The organism is Pseudoalteromonas fuliginea (assembly GCF_000690055.1).
GTDB lineage: Bacteria > Pseudomonadota > Gammaproteobacteria > Enterobacterales > Alteromonadaceae > Pseudoalteromonas > Pseudoalteromonas fuliginea.
This window is the reverse complement of sequence record NZ_JJNZ01000012.1, coordinates 16,359-37,391: the sequence shown is the minus strand read 5'-3', so window position 1 is coordinate 37,391 and position 21,033 is coordinate 16,359. Positions and strand designations below refer to the sequence as shown.

Annotated in this window: 12 protein-coding genes; 3 read left to right on the top strand and 9 right to left on the bottom strand. The window is 38.4% G+C overall.

The window, feature by feature from the left end; genetic code table 11:
• Positions 1 to 13: 13 nt before the first annotated feature.
• From DC53_RS15995 to DC53_RS16005, 3 genes are all read right to left on the bottom strand, one after another.
• Complete coding sequence (locus DC53_RS15995; RefSeq protein WP_007377496.1) at positions 14 to 1,852, bottom strand: DUF294 nucleotidyltransferase-like domain-containing protein; 1,839 nt, start codon at positions 1,850 to 1,852, stop codon at positions 14 to 16.
• Positions 1,853 to 1,956: 104 nt separating this feature from the next.
• Positions 1,957 to 3,681, bottom strand: a complete 1,725-nt coding sequence (locus tag DC53_RS16000; protein WP_007377497.1) for a sodium:solute symporter family protein — start codon at positions 3,679 to 3,681, stop codon at positions 1,957 to 1,959.
• A 10-nt stretch (positions 3,682 to 3,691) separates the two neighbouring features.
• Positions 3,692 to 3,955 (bottom strand): DUF4212 domain-containing protein, encoded by a 264-nt coding sequence (locus tag DC53_RS16005; RefSeq protein WP_007377498.1) that lies wholly within the window; start codon positions 3,953 to 3,955, stop codon positions 3,692 to 3,694.
• Between the two features lie 414 nt (positions 3,956 to 4,369).
• On the opposite strand from DC53_RS16005, the gene DC53_RS16010 reads away from it, so the two are divergent.
• Positions 4,370 to 7,810, top strand: coding sequence for a PAS domain-containing hybrid sensor histidine kinase/response regulator (locus DC53_RS16010; RefSeq protein ID WP_007377499.1), 3,441 nt, complete (start codon positions 4,370 to 4,372; stop codon positions 7,808 to 7,810).
• A gap of 122 nt (positions 7,811 to 7,932) precedes the next feature.
• Here the strand turns inward: DC53_RS16010 and DC53_RS16015 are convergent, their stop codons facing one another.
• The 6 genes from DC53_RS16015 to DC53_RS16040 form a co-directional block, all read right to left on the bottom strand.
• Entirely contained in the window at positions 7,933 to 10,575 is a 2,643-nt protein-coding gene (locus tag DC53_RS16015) for a DUF2339 domain-containing protein (RefSeq protein WP_007377500.1), read from the bottom strand.
• A 349-nt stretch (positions 10,576 to 10,924) separates the two neighbouring features.
• On the bottom strand, positions 10,925 to 12,217 hold the full coding sequence (locus tag DC53_RS16020) for a metallophosphoesterase (RefSeq protein ID WP_007378245.1): 1,293 nt from the start codon (positions 12,215 to 12,217) through the stop codon (positions 10,925 to 10,927).
• 56 nt (positions 12,218 to 12,273) lie between these two features.
• A complete protein-coding gene (locus DC53_RS16025; RefSeq protein WP_033028716.1) occupies positions 12,274 to 15,060 on the bottom strand; it encodes a TonB-dependent receptor in 2,787 nt (928 codons plus the stop codon).
• A gap of 396 nt (positions 15,061 to 15,456) precedes the next feature.
• Positions 15,457 to 16,818, bottom strand: coding sequence for a hypothetical protein (locus DC53_RS16030; RefSeq protein ID WP_008135145.1), 1,362 nt, complete (start codon positions 16,816 to 16,818; stop codon positions 15,457 to 15,459).
• A 222-nt stretch (positions 16,819 to 17,040) separates the two neighbouring features.
• On the bottom strand, positions 17,041 to 17,871 hold the full coding sequence (locus DC53_RS16035) for a GGDEF domain-containing protein (RefSeq protein WP_008135144.1): 831 nt from the start codon (positions 17,869 to 17,871) through the stop codon (positions 17,041 to 17,043).
• Positions 17,872 to 18,023: 152 nt separating this feature from the next.
• A complete protein-coding gene (locus tag DC53_RS16040) occupies positions 18,024 to 18,608 on the bottom strand; it encodes a YqaA family protein (protein WP_007378241.1) in 585 nt (194 codons plus the stop codon).
• A 667-nt stretch (positions 18,609 to 19,275) separates the two neighbouring features.
• Here DC53_RS16040 and DC53_RS16045 point away from each other — a divergent pair.
• Both DC53_RS16045 and DC53_RS16050 read left to right on the top strand, forming a co-directional pair.
• Positions 19,276 to 20,067 (top strand): DUF4198 domain-containing protein, encoded by a 792-nt coding sequence (locus DC53_RS16045; RefSeq protein ID WP_007378240.1) that lies wholly within the window; start codon positions 19,276 to 19,278, stop codon positions 20,065 to 20,067.
• A gap of 12 nt (positions 20,068 to 20,079) precedes the next feature.
• Positions 20,080 to 21,015, top strand: a complete 936-nt coding sequence (locus DC53_RS16050) for an EF-hand domain-containing protein (RefSeq protein ID WP_033028715.1) — start codon at positions 20,080 to 20,082, stop codon at positions 21,013 to 21,015.
• The last annotated feature ends 18 nt before the right edge of the window (positions 21,016 to 21,033 follow it).

Genomic DNA, 21,033 nt, shown 5'->3' with positions numbered 1-21,033 from the left:
TAGTAATCCATCATTATAAACTGCCGCGAGCAAACTTAAACGCAGCAGCTTGCTGCGCTTGTTTAACAAGGTAAAACGCTTCTTTTAGTTGATGGCGCTCTAGTGAGTTTAATTTATTAGGATTAATACAATTACTTGGTAAACCTTCTTCGTTTATCTGCGTACTAAGTCGAAGTTGCGTTAAAAACCGCCAGCAATCTTTTAGGTTGTATATATCTTCTTTGCTAAGCAATTTATGTTTGAGCAGTGCCTCTAGTCGCTCTTGGGTATTAGCTCGCTTAATACCCGCTTTTAAAGCGTATAACCGCACTATGTCATTTATAATTACGACACCGCGTTTTTTTAAATCTATGTATTTATTATTTTCATCGGTTTTTTCGGTTTTAAATTTATTAAATAAACCAATTGGCACGCTGTTACTACTTATGTCGGTTGCCATTGCAGCATAGAATAAGTCGTTACGCGATATACGAATTAGCTGCTCGCAAAAAGCGGTGTATAAAGCGTTTGAACCTTCAATAAAGCGCAGGTCAAAAAATATTTTACAATTAAGCATCGCATCTGGTGTGGGGCTTTTTATCCATTTAAAAAAGCGCTCGCTCCAGTCGTTTACGCTCATTCGGCACTCATCGCTGCTTGCCATAATATTACCAGGGCAACGCCTAATGCCGCATTCAACTAAGTTCTCACATACAAATTTCCCCATGCTTTTAAAGTAAGCTTGCTGATCAGTGCTTAAGTCGTTAGGAAGTAATAAGCCGTTATCTTGATCTGAGTGCAGAGTTTGCTCTTCGCGTGCTTGCGAGCCAAAGCAAATAAAACTAAAGCTGGTTGGCGCTGCGCCATGCTCTTCTTGAAATAAGTGAATTAGTCGCGATGTAAGCGCATCGGTTAATCCACTTAGTAATTTACCAATTAGCGATATGTCGTCAATGTTGTACGAAAAACCACGCAATAACTCGGGGATTTCTTTTGCATAGCGTTTTAAGTCAGTAATAGTGTGCGCTTTATAAATGCGCCCAATAAGCTGCACGGGGTCACTTTTTTGTTGGCGTAATAAGTCGGTGCTGGTTATCATTCCTATCGGTTTATGGTTTTCATCAAGAACCGGTAAGTGATGAATATTATGCTTAAGCATTAAGTGCAGCGCTGAAAACACTCGATTATTTTCAAATATAAACTTGGGCTTAGCGGTCATAATGCTGCTTACAGCATCTTGAGGGTTTACCTCGTCGGCGAGTACGCGGTTACGTAAATCACGATCGGTAACCACGCCAACTAAATGTGCATGCTGCGTTATCATTATTGACGACACACCATGCTGTTTCATCTTTTTAGCGCTTTGCCTAATGCTTGCATCAGGCGCAAGCGTAATCGCTGTGCGTGCCATCAGCTCTGATATTTTACGCTCAGACCAGCTATCGTTTTTACTTTTATAATGCGATGACAACAACCGGTTAGCATGAGCGCGTACAAAGTATTGCTCAAACGATTTATATTCTCTGCGCAAAAAATCAAAATGCGTTTGAGAGAGCATATACACTATGCCCTCTTTTTGTACCGCTAAACGGTTTTGAATCGCTTCCCCCGTTAGTAACGACGGGAAGCCAAAGTAATCACCTTGTGCTAAACGCGTAACAACGTCGCCTTTAGCATCAACTAAATCATACAAACCAGAGCGAATTAAAAATAGTTTAGGGTTTTCACTTTGCAACCACTGAGTTTGATTTTCGCGGGTGAGGTAAATAATGTCGAGGTGATTTACAAAATACTCGTATGCACTGCTATCAAGTAGGCTAAATGGTGCTTGCATGCAAACATATTGGGCTATTTCTTGTTGTTCTACGCTCATAGTTGTGCTCATTAAAAAGTATACACAACACCAATGTACTCATTTTTTATACAAATAAAAAGCCCGACTTAAGTCGGGCTTTTTACGCTTTATTTTAAGTAACCTTAGTGATCGTGCGCTTCTGCCGATCCTTTAGGATTACGAATACCTTCTACCATTTCTTGAATTTCAACAGGTGTTGGTTGAGTAAATTTAAGAACAATTGCAGCAACTGCAAAGTTAATAATCATACCAATTAAGCCAATACCTTCAGGCGAAATACCTAAGAACCAATTTTCAGGGCTGTTTAGCTCTGGACTAACAAATTTGAAGAAGATGATATACGCAGCGGTAAAGCCTATACCCGTTACCATACCGGCAACAGCACCTTCGCGGTTCATTGTTTTAGAGAATATACCCATAATAATTGCAGGGAAGAAACTTGCAGCCGCCAAGCCAAAGGCAAATGCCACAACCGATGCCACAAATCCAGGCGGGTTAATACCAAAGTACGCGGAGATAACAATAGCAACCATGGCTGCCAACCTCGCTGCAAGTAGCTCTTGCTTGTCGGTAATATCGGGCTTGAGGGTTCGCTTGAGTAAATCGTGCGAAACGGAGGTCGAAATAACCAGTAGTAAACCTGCTGTTGTAGATAATGCGGCGGCAATACCACCTGCTGCTACAAGTGCAATAACCCATGCTGGTAAGTTAGCAATTTCTGGATTTGCTAATACCATAATGTCGCGATCTACATTAACTTCGTTAGCACTGTTCGGATCGGTAATTTTACCCGCCGTGTAGAACATTTTGCCATCGCCATTTTTATCATCAAACGTGATTAATCCCGTACGTTCCCAATTTTTAATCCATGCAGGTGCTTCTGCGTAAGCTGTACCGCTACCGTCTTTACCATTAATGGTATCAACCATGTTTACGCGAGCAAAAGCTGCAACCGCAGGTGCTGTAGTATAAACAATCGCGATGAACACAAGAGTCCATGCGGCAGAAATACGCGTGTCTTTTACGCGAGGTACAGTGAAAAAGCGTACAATTACATGTGGTAAACCAGCAGTACCTACCATTAACGCACCAGTAATAGCGAACACGTCAATCATGCTCTTAGAGCCTTCGGTATATTGCGCAAAACCAAGTTCAGCGCTTAAGCCGTCTAGTTTATCAAGTACGTACACGCCGTCGCTGCCAATTAATGTGGCACCAAAACCGGTTTGTGGGAAAAAGTGACCCGTCATCATCATTGAGATGAAAATGGCTGGTACAAGGTAGGCAAATACAAGTACACAATATTGCGCTACCTGTGTATAGGTAATGCCTTTCATGCCGCCAAGTACCGCATAAAAGAATACAATCACCATACCGATGTAAACACCAGTTTCAATTTCTACTTCTAAAAAGCGTGAAAATACGACGCCTACGCCGCGCATTTGCCCTGCAATATAAGTAAAACAAATGAATATGGCACATACAATTGCCACTAAACGTGCGGTGCGTGAATAGTAACGGTCGCCAATAAAGTCAGGTACAGTAAACTTGCCGAATTTACGTAAGTAAGGCGCTAAACACATAGCTAATAGTACATAACCACCTGTCCACCCCATTAAGTAAACGCTGCCATCGTAACCTGCAAACGAAATAATACCCGCCATTGAAATAAACGACGCGGCGCTCATCCAATCAGCTGCTGTTGCCATACCATTAGCAAGAGGAGGTACGCCGCCGCCCGCGACATAAAATTCTTTAGTTGAACCCGCTCGGGCCCAAATTGCTATGCCGATATAAAGCGCAAAGCTTAAACCAACAATTAAAAACGTGAGTGTTTGAACATCCATTGCTTAGCTCCTATTCGTCTACGCCATATTTTTTATCTAACGTATTCATTTTGAAAACGTACACAAAAATCAAAGCAACAAAGGTATAAATCGCGCCTTGCTGGGCGAACCAGAAGCCAAGTTTAAACCCAAAAAAACGTACTTCATTAAGTACATCTACCAATAATATGCCAAAGCCAAAAGACACAATAAACCACACTGCTAATAGTTTAAATAACAGTGAAATATTTTCTGCCCAATAAGCTTTTGCTTGTTCTTCATCTTTAAAAGCCATTTTTATTTTCCCCTTTAAGCACCGCAATATCGCGATGAGTGGTTTTTTATCTTCACTTACCAATTTAGCAATGCTGTCTCAAGATTGAATTGCGACCATAGTCGTAACAGCTTATTAACGTTTACGTAAACTGTATAAAAACAACTAAACCTAAATAGCTCTTTTTGTTATTTTTCAGCCTGTTAAGGTTTTTAAGTTGAGTTTTAGGGTTATAAAGAAGCTAAGTACTAAATTAATGCGACATTAGTCTAATGCTATAAGTTATTTTATTTTTATCTTTAATATTCAAAAAGATAAAAACAAAACTAAAATTATGATTTAAATTCAACCCTCACACTTAACCTGAGTTCTGGTATTGTGTTAATCCCTCATAGGGTTGGGGGGCTATTTTAAATAATAAGGTTTAATAACAACATGACTGCCGTACTCATTATTGTTGCTTTAGGATATATAGGTGTGCTGTTTTGGCTGGCTAACTGGGGTGATAAAACGACGCCTTTAGCAAAACGCATTAGCCACCACCCTTTTGTTTACTCATTTTCATTAGGTATTTATTGTACTTCATGGACCTACTATGGGTCAGTAGGAACTGCGGCGACTAGTAGCTGGAGCTACTTACCTATTTTGCTTGGTCCTGCATTGTTGTTTTTTTTCGGACAAGGCTTTTTACGTAAATTAGTATTGGTGAGTAAAAAACAAAACATAACCACTATTGCCGATTTCATCTCTGCTCGTTACGGTAAGCGCCAAACTACTGCAATTATGGTAACAGTTATCGCGTTACTGGCGACTATTCCTTATATCGCACTACAACTAAAAGCACTCAGTACCAGCTTTTTACTTTTGCAAAACAGTAATAAAATATCCGGCGATATGCTCGCGCTTTCTGCCACATTAATTATGGCTTTATTTGCTATATTTTTTGGTACGCGCAAAGTCGATGTAACCGAATATCGCTCAGGCTTAATGCTTGCTGTTGCCTTTGAATCAATGATTAAACTTATTGCACTTATGGCTGTGGCAGGACTTGCCATATTCACACTATTTAATTTGCCCGAATCAACCTCAAGTAAAATCACCGAATCAATTTGGGATCACTGGAGCGATTTTAACTTTTTCAGTTTTAACTTTATTGGTCAGTCGTTAATGGCTGCAGCTGCCATTATATGCTTACCACGCCAATTTCATGTCACCGTTGTAGACAACCAAAATAAACGTCATTTATTTACTGCTCGCTGGGCTTTTCCTCTGTATTTGTTATTGACTGCTGCGATGATTTTACCCATTGCAACTGCCGCTATCCATCCTGAAATTGGCAGTGGTTATTCCCCCGACAGCTTTGTACTTGCCCTACCGTTAATTAACGACAATGCATTTTTAACCACTTTTGTATTTATAGGCGGGTTGTCTGCCGCCACCGCAATGATAGTGGTCGCAACACTTACATTAAGTACTATGATCTCAAATGATGTTGTATTGCCATTAATATTACGCCGTAAATTTAAACGTAACTTAATTACCACCAGCTACAAATCGCAAATTTTATTGGTAAGACGTTTTACCATTGCCGGTATTCTAATCTTGGCTTATTTTTATCAACAATGGTTTGGCCACAGCAGTGCATTGGCGAGTATGGGGCTAGTGGCATTTTCACTCGTTACGCAATTATTGCCCGCTATTGTTGGCGGTTTATACTGGCGAAAAGGTCATGCTTACGGTGTTTATGCTGGTTTAATAGCTGGCATTATTTGTTGGGTGCTATTTTTAATGCTACCTATTTTAGATGCAGGCAACACCTTAAATAGTGAATTACAACAAACACTCATAACACGCGGGACGCTCATTGCCTTATTTGCCAATATTGGTTGTTATATTAGCTTTTCATTAGGCGCAGAAGAGCGTCTAATCGATAAAATTCAAGCAGCTGCATTTGTTAACCCCAAAGATCAGGCTATTTTAGCAAGGCGTTTAAATAAAGACGTAAAAGCCACGGTTTACGATTTTAAAATACTACTGCAAACTTTTTTAGGTATTCAGCGTAGCCAACAAGTCCTCGCGCATTACGCATTGGCACATCATTTAAGTGACAACAACGCTCACCCTGAACCTGAATTTATTGCTTATTGTGAGCGTGCTCTTACGGGTGTGTTAGGCGCCTCATCGGCACAAGCATTAATACATACGGTATCGTCGGGTAAGCGTATGGCGTTTGAAGAGGTTGTAAACTTTTTTGACGAAACGACACAAGCACTGCAGTTTAATCAAAATTTATTGTTTACCTCGCTCGAAAATTTAAGTCATGGTATTTCAGTAGTCGATAAAGACTTAAAACTTGTTGCATGGAACAAACGCTATGGTGAAATGTTTGGCTACCCAGAGGGCTTTTTAGAAGTAGGCCAACATATTGAAGATATTATTAGGTACAACGCCAACCGTGGTGAATGTGGCCCAGGCGAAATAGAACGCCAAGTAGAAAAACGCGTACAACATTTAAAAAATGGCAGTTCCCATCATTTTATTCGCCACCGCCGTAACGGCCAAGTATTTGAGATGATTGGTAACCCATTACCTGATGGCGGTTTTGTTACTAGCTTTTCGGATATTACAAATCATATAAGCACACAAAATGCGCTTGAAGAAGTAAACATGGATCTTGAAAATCGCATAGAAGCACGTACCCAAGAAGTACAAACAATTAATAAAGACTTACAAGCACAAATAGACAGTCGCGTACAAACAGAGCAAGCTCTTACTTTAGCCAAGCGTGAAGCAGAGCAAGCTAACGACAGTAAAACACGATTTTTAGCGTTGGCAAGCCACGATATTTTACAGCCGCTTAATGCAGCGCGTTTATACCTTGCTGCTATTGACGAAAAGCAGCTCGATAGCACCAACCAAAATAACTTTGATAAATTGGGCGACAGCCTCGACTCAACCGTGCATTTAATGTCAGCTTTGCTCGAAATAGCCAAACTAGAACAAGGCGCGATGACCCCAACGCCTCGCCATTTTTGCATTGATGAAATTTTAGCGCCATTACAAAGCGAATACGCAATATTATCTAGTGATAAAGGGCTTAAACTAACGGTGCGTTCAAATCAACAAATCGTACACAGCGACATAACCTATTTACGCCGAATTATTCAAAACTTAGTATCTAATGCCGTTAAGTACACTGACAAAGGCCGTGTATTAATTGCCTGTAGAAACCGTAAACACAACCTACTGATAGAAGTATGGGACACAGGCCCAGGTATTAGCGAAGTTGAACAAGCCAAAATATTTAACGACTTTTACCGTGTTGAATCGGGTGATAACAAAGGCGTTGGCTTAGGCCTTGGCGTAGTGAAACGAATGGCTGACTTACTTAGCTTGCCATTGCATGTACGCTCAGAGCCCAATAAAGGCAGTCGGTTTAGTGTTGAAGTACCTTATGGCGATAAGCTGTTCGTACAGCAAAAAAACACTGCAAGTAGCCTAATAGAAAACCGCGCAGCAATTAATATAATAGCCGTAGACGACGACCCCGAAAATTTAGCCGCCATGGCGAGTTTACTTAAAAAATGGCAAGCTAATTACACACTATTTGATAACGTAGATAGTGTACTCACTTATGCTAAACAAAATGGCGCACCCGATGTTATTTTAATGGATTATCAACTAGGCAGCGACTGCGATGGGATAACACTAATTAAAACCCTGCGCGAAATTTGGCAAAGCCAAGTACCTGCTATTTTAATTACCGCAGTACGCGACACAGAGCTTAAACAAGAAACCAAAGCCGCTAATATTCATTATTTAAGCAAGCCAATTAAACCGGGCAAACTAAAAGCACTGCTTAATCACAGTACATAATAGGCTAGTAAAAAGTGTTCTAGTTAAAAGTGTTCTAGTTAAAAGCTATCTAGTAATACCGTAAAACAAAAAGCCCAGTATCTTTACTGGGCTTTGCTTTATAAAGTGTTCATAAAGTTAAACTAATTTACTCGGCTTCTGAGCTTTTGGAACAACCAACTTAGTCCCACTAACGAAAGCCCCAATCCAATAAACGAAAGCGCTTTAAGTAAGCCCTCCAAGTTAGCCATATCAATTAAAAACACCTTAACAATAACGGCAGCTAGTAAGCCTAAGCCTACTTTTTGTATTAATAATTGATTTTTTAAATGACCAAAAATAACAGTACCCGCACCCAATAATAACCAAATAACAGAGTAGCTATAAAGCTCTGCATTGCTTGCGCCTTTTGATAAGTAAATGTAAGGGCCTTGCCAATATTGGCGAATAAAGCTGTTTATAGCCAATAATATAAAACCACCCGCAACGGCCAATATAAATGACGTAGCTTTAGCATTTATTGGTTTTACAAGCTTGGCCAGCCAAAGCGTTAATCCTGCAGGTACTAACCACAATAGTAATAACCAGTTAAATATTGGCAGCTCACCTATGTAAAGTGATTCAAATAATGGGTTGTCGTCAAGCAGTGTTTTAATAGCAAAAAACCCCGCTAACCCTGCAAGTGCAAAACCCGCCACTTTATATAACTTAGCTAAAGTACCGGCAAGTTTTGCTCTGTGTAAGTACACGCACCCTAATGCCAGCCAGTTACAGGTAAGGAGTATTTGTTCGTAAAAGTTAAGTGAATCAAATTGCGGATAATGCCCTACTAACTGATAACTTGTTTCGGTGGTAATAAAAAGCGCTAAACAATGAAGCGCCGCACCCTCTAACCATACTTTTAATTGAGATGTGTTAAAGCACCTAGCTGCGGCAAAAAATAACGCAATACATAACGGATAAACCACAATACTCCAATGCAAACCAAATACCGTTAACGCATCGTAGCTTGGCGTCCAAGGTGAAAGCGTAAGGCGTAGTAACAACGCAGCAACCAAGGCTTTTATAGGCCAATGCGGCATAGGCACGCTATAGCGCTTAATAAGCACGCTTATAAGTAATACTTGTACAGCAAGTGCAATGGTTAAGCCGCTGTCACTGAGTAGCATGGTAATTGCTAACGTAATATTGGCATTAGCGCCTACCCAATAAGTAAAACGCTGAAATAGCGTTGTATTATGCTGCGCGAGCTTTATTAAAATAGCCGCCACTACAAACAATACAACGGCCCAAAGTGGATATGCAGTACTTAACGCAGAATTAGGAATAAGCGCATACAAAGCCGCTATCATTACAAATACACTAAATGCCCCAGTTATATGAAACGCTAAACGCTTAGATTGCTTTTTACCGTAATAAAGCCCGTAAACTGTAAGTAACAACCCGAGTAATAAACCCAAACCATACTCATTTTTGAATATAAAGAGTGTGTCATCAAATAGGTTTGGCGACAAATGCGTGCGCTGAGCACTTATAACTAATAGCGTTGAAATAACTAACGCTACGCCCTGCCAAATATCCCAGCGGCTATTTTTAAGGACTAAAAATAGCACCAAACCAATACTTAACACGCCGACTGTTTGCCACTGCATATCAAAGTGACTGATCAACATGGTAAATATTAAGGGCGCTATAAAAGCGAGTAATAAGAGGTGATCTGGGAGCACTTTAATTAAGCGCTTTAAACTGTGCGGGCGATGTTCAATAACATTCAGTTTTAGACCTAAGCGCGGTATAGCAATTAGCCCTATAATACTAAGTAAAGCAAACGTCCCCATTAACCAAACGGTATTAATTTTAAGTAATGTAAAACCAACTAAATACCAGCCAATGTGCCCTGCCCATAATAAATACCACAACCAAGCTCGCTGTACTTTATGTGCAACTAACGCAGCCGACAAACTTACAAAACCAACATACATAAATAATGCAAACAAGTTACCACTGCCTGTACTAACCCATATTGGTACACTATAAGCGCCAATAATACCTAATACAGCCAATAATGGGCCTAGCCTAAGCGCCATTGCACTTGCACTAATCGCAATAACAGCCAGTGCAAAAAATGCCACGGTAGGGCTAAGCATAGCGTAGCTACTGTAAGCTAAAAGCGTTAAAGCAAAACAGGTAATAAACCCGCCGCTGGCAAGCGCTGCGGGTATGTAATTATTAAAGCCTTCAAATACAATGCGTTTATGGTGTAAGTAAGCTGCGGCTGCAATTAAGCTAAGTCCAAATAATCCACCCAAACTCAGCCTCATTACAGGCGATAGTAATCCCGCTTCTAGGCTGTATTTAGCTAAAAATATGCCACCAAAAGCAAGTGCTATTGCGCCAATCCAGGTCATCCAATTATCTTCAAACCCTGTACGTAGTTTATTAAGTAATAATTCGATAGGAGATGGTGTTTTGCGTTTTGTTTTAGCTGTGCTGTTAATACTGGATTTAACCGCTATTTGGGATTCAGTGGCTAGATTTGTGTATACGGGTTCTGGTTTATATACTTTGGCTGAAGCAATCACAGGCTGGTTATGTGCAATATTTGCATCAACACATTGAGTTTGTTTTTGCACTACGACATTTGATTGTAACTCATTCACTTTTGCTTTTAAAAAAGTAATATCTTGCTTCAAACTCTTTAATTGTATAAGCGCAATTAATCCACAAATAGCGCCCCCCACAACTACCAATATAAGTATTACTGCTAAACCTATTAAATCATCCATGGCACACTCTGTAGTTATTCATTTACAGCGGCTATAGTACCTATTTTTTATATTATCTACATTAATAATGTTTTTTACGCTATTACTTAGCCTGAACTCGGGTTAAGAGGTTTACTAACGTATTGAATCATGGTGATATTTAAATTTATTTTCTCTAGCCAGAGATTTTCAGTGAGAACAAGGCGAATTTACGCGTCAATAGCTGACCTATTGCAAGTAAATTCAACACAGTTAGCGCTAAAAATAGCTGCTCAAGATAGATTTATTATCCAGAGTTCAGCTTAATTAGCATCAATAAATAATACAAAAGCCAAGCACAGCTTGGCTTTTGTTGTGTTAAGCTTTTATATTATTGTGTGCGTTTTTTAAACCTAAATTGCCCCTCATCTATCAACCCACCACTTAAGTTTCGCGGCGTTGTATAAAAACTAACTTTAAGTTGATCTTGTTGATTATCAATATTTATGTGACTAAAGCCCCAAACAAAGCTCTTTGACCACACTAAATCATACTCCGGATATTTTTGGGCTTGAAACTGTGCAAATGGGGAATGTTTGCCACGCATTTTTGAAGCTGCACCAGATATTATAAGCGGTAATTTGCCATGACTACTGCCGCTATCAAACTCAGAGCAATCATCAGTTAACAGTTCTAAATCGTGTTCATGACCCGCAATATAGCCATCAGCATATTTACATAGTGTTGGCATTAGTAAACGCCGTAACACATGTCCTTCTGTGTATTTTGTACCACCAATTGACCATAAAATATGATGTCCATACACTAACTTCCACTTAGCCGTTGAGTTAGCAATTTCTTTTTTTAACCATCCTAGTTGCTTAATATCTTCGTCATTTTTCGGTCCTTCGTGCTTATCATGAACTTCAAGCTTGGCTGCACCACTTTTAATTGCTTGTTGTTCATTACCTTCACTGCCATCAGGGTTAAGCGGCACTTTATAGTATGTTTGCCCCGCCAACAGCATATTTGTATCTAAAACGAAAAATTCTACGTCGTTACCTGGCATCCCTTTTTTATAACTGTAGTACCCTTGTTCACCCATAAAAAAATTAGGTTGTTGCGCCATCCACTCAGTTTGTAATGCCACCCCTTTTCGAGAGCTGCGCCAGTCATGGTTACCTAAAGCAGAATATACAATCAAAGATGGATCAGCATCGAACAATGGTTTCAAAGGGGCATAAATTAAATCATGTAAACGTTTTTGATCATCTTTACCATCATTAGCATCTGCGCCATCGGGGTAAACATTATCGCCTAATTGAATAGCAAACTGACACTCTTTGCTTTCACATAATTTAGCCATAGCTAGGCCAACCGCTTGTGCACCACCTTGTTCGGTTGCTATATCTGTCCCCGGATACACATAAATAGGAGCATGATCAAACTCTTTACGTGGTCGATAATCTTCAAGCCAATCTTGTAATTCTTTGGCTATAAATTCAGTTTTGTTTTTGGGGTTTTTAATCTGTTTCTTTTTGGGGTAGTCAACGTGATAGCCGCCATCCCCAAAAGCGATAAAATTTATATTTTTACTAGGTGTTTTTTCAGCCTGCGCACTGCACGCACTAAGTAACATACAACAAGCAAATGCAAGTGGTGAAAGAAGTAATTTGTTCATCATTTTATATTCCACAAAAAGGCCTACTTATATCAAGTAGGCCTTTTTAGTTGTGTAAATTAAAGAGAGTTAATAGTAAACCCTAGCTCATAAGTACGACCGTATGATTCATATTGGTAGTTGTATTTACGCTCACCATGATAAAGATACAAAGGCTCATCGGTTAAGTTTTTCGCATTAAAGTAAACATTAACAGAATCATTTATAAAGTACTTACCGCTGAAATCTAATTGCGTGTGACTATCTTCATATACATTCATGTCAGCATCTTCAAATTGGAAGCTTTCACTCTTATAAGATGCGCTCAAACGAGTGCTAATTACATTGTTTTCATAACCAACAATAAAGTTACCTATTTTATCTGCTTGATTTGGTAAGTCATCGTCAGCATTAATAAATGTGCCATTTGCACTAATTAAAAAACCAGAATCAAACGTTTTACTCCAGTTAAGTTCAAGCCCTGTTAGTGATGCAGAGCCACCATTAACCATTTGCACAACTTCTTGGTAACCATTCCATTGGCCGTTATCTTGTACTTCTTGCTGAACAATATAGTTGTCGATATCTTTGTAGAACAGCCCCGCTGAAAGTACCCCAATACTGCCTGGGTAGTATTCAATAGAGGCATCGAGATTCATTGATTCATAAGGGTCTAAATCGGGGTTCCCCACTTCAGCTTTACGCTCAACGGAAATTACGCCGTCATCTTCACTGCTTTCAGATTCAATTAACTGAAACGCCGCAGAATCTTTAAATGAAGGGCGTGCAATTGTATTTGTATAGGCAAAACGAGACACTAATTTATCACTGTGCTCATAGCGCATATTTAAACTAGGTAAAAAATGATCATAATCTTTTGTGGCTTTCCAAGGTGTGCTTGTAACTACTTCCGTATCGTTTACATCGTCAGTTAATAGCGCGACCTGATTACCTTCAGTATCAAATTGAGTTCCTTCATAACGAAGGCCTGCGACAATTTGTAACTTATCAATATCTAACGTTACCATTGCATAAGCTGCAACAATATCTTCATTACTGGTATAACTTGCACCATCGGACTCAACTTGTGAGTCGTTTTCGTTCAGTTCAAATGCATCACGATTATTATTCACAAATTGACGGATAGCTGAACGATTTAGACCAGGACCAAATTCTCCTAAATCATAGTCGGGGACAGGCGCAGCGAAGTCACTCGCGAGGGCTCCTTGTAAGTCATCCTTATAAATCCAAACATTTACATCGTTACGTTTTTCACGGCTTTGATATTTAGCGCCAAACTTGAATTCACCATTGTTATTATTCCAAACAAAATCACGACTGAAATCAACCTTAAAGGTCATTGCTTCATCTTCACTAAGATTGTCGTTAGCCTCGACTTTATCTAAAACAAAATTGCTCATCTCGTTAGCATTAGATGATTGAGATAAGCTTGGTATTTCACTTTGTGCAATATAACCCAAATCAAGCCCTTCACCCGCAAAGCTTACATTTAAGCGATCTGGCTCTTTTTCGTCTGACTTTGAGTAACCGACGCTGTATTCAACAAACCAATTGTTTAATTGATGCTCGCCACCTGCGACCAATGACAAAATGCTTTGTTCTTCATAACGATCTTTCGTATCTCGGTCCATTTCAGCGTCAGAAAAAGAAGCGCTGTTATTATCATGTGTATTAACTTGGCCATCGCTAAACTTAAACTCTTTACGCTGGCGGTATTCATCATCCGAGAAATCACTGTAAAGTGTGCGTAAATAGTATCGATTTGCTACACCACTGTGTAAATCAAAGTTAAGCGCAGCACCTAAACGCTCACGTGTAATTTGATATTGGCGTTGCTCAATCTCTTCTGCTCCAAAAATTTTTATATCTTCACCCGTAGCGTCATCTTCAACTTTAAATTCGCTCCAGCCACCATCAGTTTCAACATTACGAGAACCAAAGTCACGTTTAAACCATGAAATAGCAGTCGCTACCCCTAAATCCAAACCGTTACTGAGTTCATAAACATCTGTAAAACTTGCCGAAAATTTAGGGCTAGTGTCCGACTCAAGTTCATTATATGAACCTTGTGCGGTGAAGCTATAACTCTGCCCAGATTTATCAAAAGCACTTAAACTTTTAACTTCAATTGAGCCACCAATCGCACTTGCATCCATGTCGGGTGTGACCGTTTTACTTACTTCTAAACTTTGAATTAATTCACTTGGAATAACATCCATTGCCACACTGCGAACCCCTGCCTCGGGAGAAGGTACATTAAGGCCATTCACGGTCACATTATTTAAATTAGGATCGATACCACGAATACCAACAAAACGTCCTTCACCTTGGTCTCGCGCTATAAAAACCCCCGGCAGGCGCTGTAAAGCTTCCGCTGCATTTTGATCTGGGAGCTGACCAATTGAATCAGCACTTACCACTGACTTTAGGTTACTGGCATTTTTTTGTCTGTTAATCGCGCCAGCTTGCCCTGCACTTTGACCATAAACAATAATATTATCAATCGCATCCTCTTGCTCACCTATTATTATTTGTTGCGTGAACACGTTTTCATCAACAATTTTTATTTTTTTCTCTACCGAGGATGCACCAATATAATCAACCATTAAGGTGTAATCCCCTGCTGGTAGATTATTAAATGAGAAAGTACCATCACGCCCGCTGACTGTTTTTAGGTTTAGTTCTTTTACAGTAATTTTTGCACCACCAAAGTAAACACTTTGACTTGAATCGGTAATGCGTCCTTTAACGGCGCCATCAGCTAAAACTGGGGTTGTATATAAAATGCCACAACATGCTAATGCGAGACTCGACTTAATAAAAGGTGATGATTTAAAAGGGTTCATAATGTTTCTCTTAATTGCTGCTTATGATTAATAGGCCATACTGGCTCGGCACGGACATCCTAATTACAGAAGATGAATTAAATATGTCAGTGTTTTTTATCCCCTATTTAAACCATGTGTTTATGTTGTTTTTTTTACAAAAAAACGACAACGTGAGCTAATTTGACTCCCCTTAATTTACCTATAATTACGGTTTGATAATAAAAACTACAAACAAAATAGAGCTAAAATAATAAACGATTAAATATGTTGAGCTGTTCAGACTCTAACTTAACTAAGACATCTGTTTACGACCAAAATACAACCTGTCTCCATCAACAAACAAACCTGTTATTTTTAATCAAAAAAAAGCCCCAAGTAAAAAATACTCAGGGCATGTACTATTTTTAAAACTAACTATTCAACACTATCGGTGATCGTACGTTCTAAGGTCATTTTATAACCTGAGCTCGTTGTTGTATCGTGCTCTAAGATAAGTATGTAGTTTCCTTCTTGCGTAAAGTCCATATCGCTTTGTTGGATAAGCACAATTTGCTGCCCGTTATCCTCAAATACTGCATAAACAGTGTAAATCTCGTTGTCTACGACTTGCTCTTCTTGATCGTATTTATCAAGCCCATCAACAACATTACTTGTGTCTTCTACTGTTTCACCGTTAAGTGTAAAGTACACGTCAACTTCAGAGACTGATTGACCTGCATAATTTTCAATTAAATTTACAACTGATACCGTATGACTATAACTGCTAGGTGTAAGGTTTTCTTCTACGCTCATCATACGAGGACCATTTTCTTCGTCGTTATAAAAAATCCCCACTGCACTTTGTTCACGCTCTAACGTCATTAAAAAGTTATCAGCAAGCTTAGTGCCTTCTTCGTCATACATAGCAACACTGTAGCTGTTAGGCGATAATTCAACATAGTTAGTATAAGTATCGTTGGCTACTGTATCGGTTGTTAACTCTGTAGTACCACGAGTAATTGAGAAGCTAACCGGTGAATAGCTATCCATTGTATTAATGAATCGTAATTGGCCTTGTGCATCTTGATGATTTAGCTCCGTGACATAGTTATTATCAGTCACTATATCAAGCGTAATACCGTTTTTTTCGGTTGCATAGCTTGGACGGATCATAGCAACGTAGCTTGCTTCGTCGTAGTAATAAACTGAAGGTGATTCAAAAATAACATCCGAACTACCTGCCGCTGTCACATAAATTGTATAATACCCTTCTTCAAGTGTTTGCAGATCGGGCTCAGTCAAATACTGCGCAGAGGCAAATAATGTTGCGCTTTCAAATACACCATCATCCGTAGCTATATAAATATCATAGTTATTATTTTCATTCGTGGTATTAAAAAAACCTAAGTTAAATTCATCAGTGTCACTAGAGATAGGCACGCTAAGCTCTGTGAATATAGGCTCAGCAAAATCGCCACTCATCACAATTAATTGCGTTTTATCACCTTTAATCGACACTTCTTGTTCACTAATGGTTATGTAACTGTCGTTGGCATCAAGGTACTCAAAACTTACATCATAAGTGTCAGTACTGTAGTTGTGACGAGTAGTTACATCAGCAAAGTCAGTACCTGAACGCTCTGTTTCATCAATAAATAGTCGAGTGTATGGGCTGTTATAAGAGCCATTATATAATTGAATATAACCGGTATCACTTGAGCTATCATCGGAGCCACAACCGGCTAAGATAGAGATTAAACTAAGTGGTAAAGCAGCTTTAAACAGGGAGTTGGTCATTAGAGTTATTCCTTATTATTAAAATCCCTTTTATGACTCGAATACCCTATTTTAATTTCATAATTTACAAAGCATTACTCGCACTGACACTTCCTGACGTAAACGTTAAAAAGTGTATGAAAGTGTCTTTAATATTGATAATAGATTACAAAAGGGAAAGTTTGAGGGACAACCACAGCAAATGCTTAGCGTTTTAACGTCTGCGTTTAGAGGTTGAAAAGATCAGCTCACTACATACCTATTACGGCCAGTTTCTTTTGCTTTATACAAAGCAAGATCAGCTCGCTTCATTACCTCATCAAACAACTCTCGTTCAATGCGTTGTGCAATACCTATGCTTACAGTTATAAAGCGGTCGTTTTTCACATTAATTGTATGAGCGAGCTCTAAAATAGTTTGGGAAAAATCAGTCACATCATTAATATTACTTGGGGGGAAATAACCGGCAAACTCTTCACCACCAATTCGAGCAAAAATACTCGTGTCATCAAATAAAGCATTCACTTTATAGGCAAACTCTTTAAGTATTTTGTCTCCCATATCGTGACCGAAGTCATCATTTATAGATTTAAAATGGTCTATATCAATTATTAAAAGAGTGTATGCGGGTGTCGTCACATTTTTCACATATCGATAAAAACAACGCCGGTTATGCACATTAGTCAAATCATCCATAATGAGCTCTTTAGCTAGCCGATTATGCATTTTTTGCATAAATAACATAGTTTTAAACAAGCCAAAAGCGGTTATTGTCATGCCTATAGTTCGGCATAAATCTTCAACATACAAACTTACCCAGTAAGGCGGTATAACTACCTCATCAAGCACATCAGCCGTAATACCGACAATCCATAATAACAATCCAGTGCTTACGTAAAAATATGCTTTTTTAGCTAACTTTGAGCACTGTACAACCCAAAAAATAGCAACAATGACTATTAAATTAATAACATCCGTCGTAAAACCATAAATATTATTTTTAAAATCTAAAAAAGGGAAATTCATTAAAGAATAAGCAGAAAACACCAAAATATAGGAAAGAAGTATAAACATTAAAAGCTTATTCAGCTTAGTGAGATGGACAAAGCGACTTAACTTTATACTTACTATTTCGGGATTCATTATCGTCCAATTTTACGTTAGGCTATATGAGCAACACGTAAAATTATAACACACGTTCAAAATTCAGATACAAAACCACTGCGTTAAATGAGTGTACTTACCCCCCATGTCCCTAGTATTAAAACACTTAAACCAATCATAGCCTTAGTTTTATGTTTACTAATTATCCGTTCAGCTTGATTACCCGCGTAATACACAATAATAGCCAAACTAAAATAACGAATAGAACGTGCAATAGCACTGGCTAACAAAAATAACCAAATTGAATATTTAGTTGCACCAGCAGCAAGCATCGCTATTTGAAAAGGGATTGGTACAATACCAAGCGTTATAACAAACCAAAAACCTTGTTCTTGCATTTGTTGCTGAACATTTTTAAATTGCTCAGGTGTTGAAAACGTATTAATGATCCAATCACCAACGGCGTCAAATAGGTAATAACCCAAAGCATAGCCAAACAGAGCTCCCACAACACATCCCAAAGTAGCCATAAATGCAATAAGCCAAAGTTTTTCACGTCGAGCTTGCATTAATGGCACTAAAACAGCCTCAAGTGGAATAGGGACTATAGTCGACTCTAAAAAAGACGCAACGGTAATACCACTTAACATATGCTTAGAATCTATAAATTGACGTGTTTTTTGTTTAAGCTTTTTTTGAATAGCCATTATAATTCCCTTCTATAATTTAAACTCTCGACAATATAAAGCAGAGGGCTTTATTTTTATTTATCAGACACTTAAAGCAAATATAAAGTCTATTTCACCTAAAAAAACACTACCGTAAATTTAACCTACAGAGATAAACCCACCAAAATCGAATGCTAATAAAGTTAAATTAACCTGAGTTCTGGTTAAGATATTTACCAACGTATTGAATTATAGTGATATGTAAATTTATATTCTCTAGCCAGAAATTTTCAGTGAAAGCAAGACGAGCTTACGCGTCAATAGCTGGCCTGTTGCAAGTAAATTCAACACAGTGAGCGCTGAAAATAGCTGCTTGAGATAGATTTATTATCCACAGTTCAGGTTAAATTAACCTCCCTACAATCCAAGTAACAATATAACTAACTTGCGAAGTATCATCGCATATTCAGCTTAATACAGGATGAAAATACATATTTATGAGCAAGTCGCTATTTATTACATATCTTTCGCCTTATAAGCAATAAACGTTACAAGCTAAGTCCAAGGTTTTTACTGAAAACATATTCATGTAAAAAACACACCAATTAAATGAAAATGATATTGCGAATTATTCGTATTTATATATAATATGGCGAAATTATTCCCGCTCAACTGTATTATTTGTTTACTTAATTAGGAATTTATTATGCGTTTAAAAAAACTATTAACAGGTGTGATGCTACTCACAGTCTGTGCAACAAGTTATGCCCACACTCCTTATTTAGCGCCCTACTCTTTTGATGAATCAAGTCAAGATAACGTTACTTTAGACGCTGCTTTTGCAGAGAAATTTTTTGTTCCTGAGCTTGCGTTTAATAACAGTATTTTTACTGTAATTACTCCTAATGGTGAAACCATAAATCCTGATAATGTTGTGAAATTGCATTTACGTATGGTTGTAGAACATCAGCTAAAAGAAGAAGGTACTTATCGCTTTAGCACAGGTAAACGCTTAGGCCGTGTGTTTAAAATGTATGAAATAAACGGTGAAAGAAAATCGCTAGAAAACCCAATGGATGCAATCCCTGAGGGAGGAAAGTTACTCGCCTTTTTCCAATCACTCACCTTAGCTGAAAGTTATGTAACCAAAGGTGCCCCAAGTGAAACAGCCCTAAAACCTTACGGTCAAGGCTTAGAGTTTGTTGCTAAAAGCCACCCTAATGAACTTTTTGTTGGTGAACGTTTATCAATGGTTAGCGTGTTTAATGGAAAACCACTGGCTGACTTAACTGTTGATGTTTTTCAGGCGAACGATCAATTTAGCAATGATAAACCTTCCATCTCATTAAAAAGTAACGATAAAGGCGAGTTTAGCTTTATGCCACAAAAACAAGGCGTATACCTTTTACGTGCACGTTATAAAAGTGATGCACCTAAAGGCTCTCCGGCTCCTCAAATCAGTAATACCTACACCCTTGTTGTTGAAGCGACAGAATAAACGAGAAATAAAATGAACAAAATAATAACGATTACTTTTACTACTGTTTTAGCACTACTAAGTACAGTCACAAATGCAGCATCGCATAGCAAGTCGATTTACATAAACCAATACGATACCAACAATGACGGCAATGTGCACTTAGCTGAATTTGACAATGCCCGACAGAATAACTTTAACAGCACTGACGAAAATAAGGATGGCGCAGTAAGCGAAAACGAATATGTTTTTGAATACCAAGACCGTATGGATAAACAACTTACCCTTGATAGATTAGTGCAAGTTAAACAAACCACAGTACGCTTCAAAGCACTCGATAAAAATGAAAATGCTAAAATGGAATGGCAAGAATACCAAGCATCTGGTGTACGTAGTTTTACAAAATATGATGTAAATAAAGACGGCACAATTAACGACCTAGATCCTGAGCCAAAAAGAAAAACAGAAAAGAAAACGGTTGAAAAAACTGAGCAGCAATTAGCACAAGAAAAACAAAACAAATTAAACAGAGCAAAACGCCTACTTCGTATGCCAACAACGCACGATCGAAAAGGTTTTTTTATTAAATACGACCTAAATCAAGATAACATTATTACCCAAAAAGAATTTAACCAACGCCGTCGACAAGACTTTAATCGTGCCGACGAAGATGCTAATAATTGGCTAACAGAGCAAGAGTATATTTTTGAATATGAAAACCGTTTAGATAAAAAGATAGCCAGTACACGCAAAGCTGCATTAAAACAAACACACATTCGTTTTAATGTTTTAGATAAAGATGAAGATGGTGCAATGACCTTTGCTGAATACCAGCTGTCAGGGCATCGTAGTTTTACACGTTGGGATACTGACAAAGACGGTATCGTCAACAACCTAGATCCAGCGCCTAAAAAAAATGAATATGTGAGCAACAATAAAACGGCAAAATCATCAAACACTAATTACTGAATATTAAACGCCTCCCTG

What these genes read in the sequence shown, in the direction of transcription:
- DC53_RS15995 (WP_007377496.1), bottom strand. Translation starts at nt 1,852, where the DNA reads ATGAGCGTAGAACAACAAGAAATAGCCCAATATGTTTGCATGCAAGCA.
- DC53_RS16000 (WP_007377497.1), bottom strand. Translation starts at nt 3,681, where the DNA reads ATGGATGTTCAAACACTCACGTTTTTAATTGTTGGTTTAAGCTTTGCG.
- DC53_RS16005 (WP_007377498.1), bottom strand. Translation starts at nt 3,955, where the DNA reads ATGGCTTTTAAAGATGAAGAACAAGCAAAAGCTTATTGGGCAGAAAAT.
- DC53_RS16010 (WP_007377499.1), top strand. Translation starts at nt 4,370, where the DNA reads ATGACTGCCGTACTCATTATTGTTGCTTTAGGATATATAGGTGTGCTG.
- DC53_RS16015 (WP_007377500.1), bottom strand. Translation starts at nt 10,575, where the DNA reads ATGGATGATTTAATAGGTTTAGCAGTAATACTTATATTGGTAGTTGTG.
- DC53_RS16020 (WP_007378245.1), bottom strand. Translation starts at nt 12,217, where the DNA reads ATGATGAACAAATTACTTCTTTCACCACTTGCATTTGCTTGTTGTATG.
- DC53_RS16025 (WP_033028716.1), bottom strand. Translation starts at nt 15,060, where the DNA reads ATGAACCCTTTTAAATCATCACCTTTTATTAAGTCGAGTCTCGCATTA.
- DC53_RS16030 (WP_008135145.1), bottom strand. Translation starts at nt 16,818, where the DNA reads ATGACCAACTCCCTGTTTAAAGCTGCTTTACCACTTAGTTTAATCTCT.
- DC53_RS16035 (WP_008135144.1), bottom strand. Translation starts at nt 17,871, where the DNA reads ATGTTTATACTTCTTTCCTATATTTTGGTGTTTTCTGCTTATTCTTTA.
- DC53_RS16040 (WP_007378241.1), bottom strand. Translation starts at nt 18,608, where the DNA reads ATGGCTATTCAAAAAAAGCTTAAACAAAAAACACGTCAATTTATAGAT.
- DC53_RS16045 (WP_007378240.1), top strand. Translation starts at nt 19,276, where the DNA reads ATGCGTTTAAAAAAACTATTAACAGGTGTGATGCTACTCACAGTCTGT.
- DC53_RS16050 (WP_033028715.1), top strand. Translation starts at nt 20,080, where the DNA reads ATGAACAAAATAATAACGATTACTTTTACTACTGTTTTAGCACTACTA.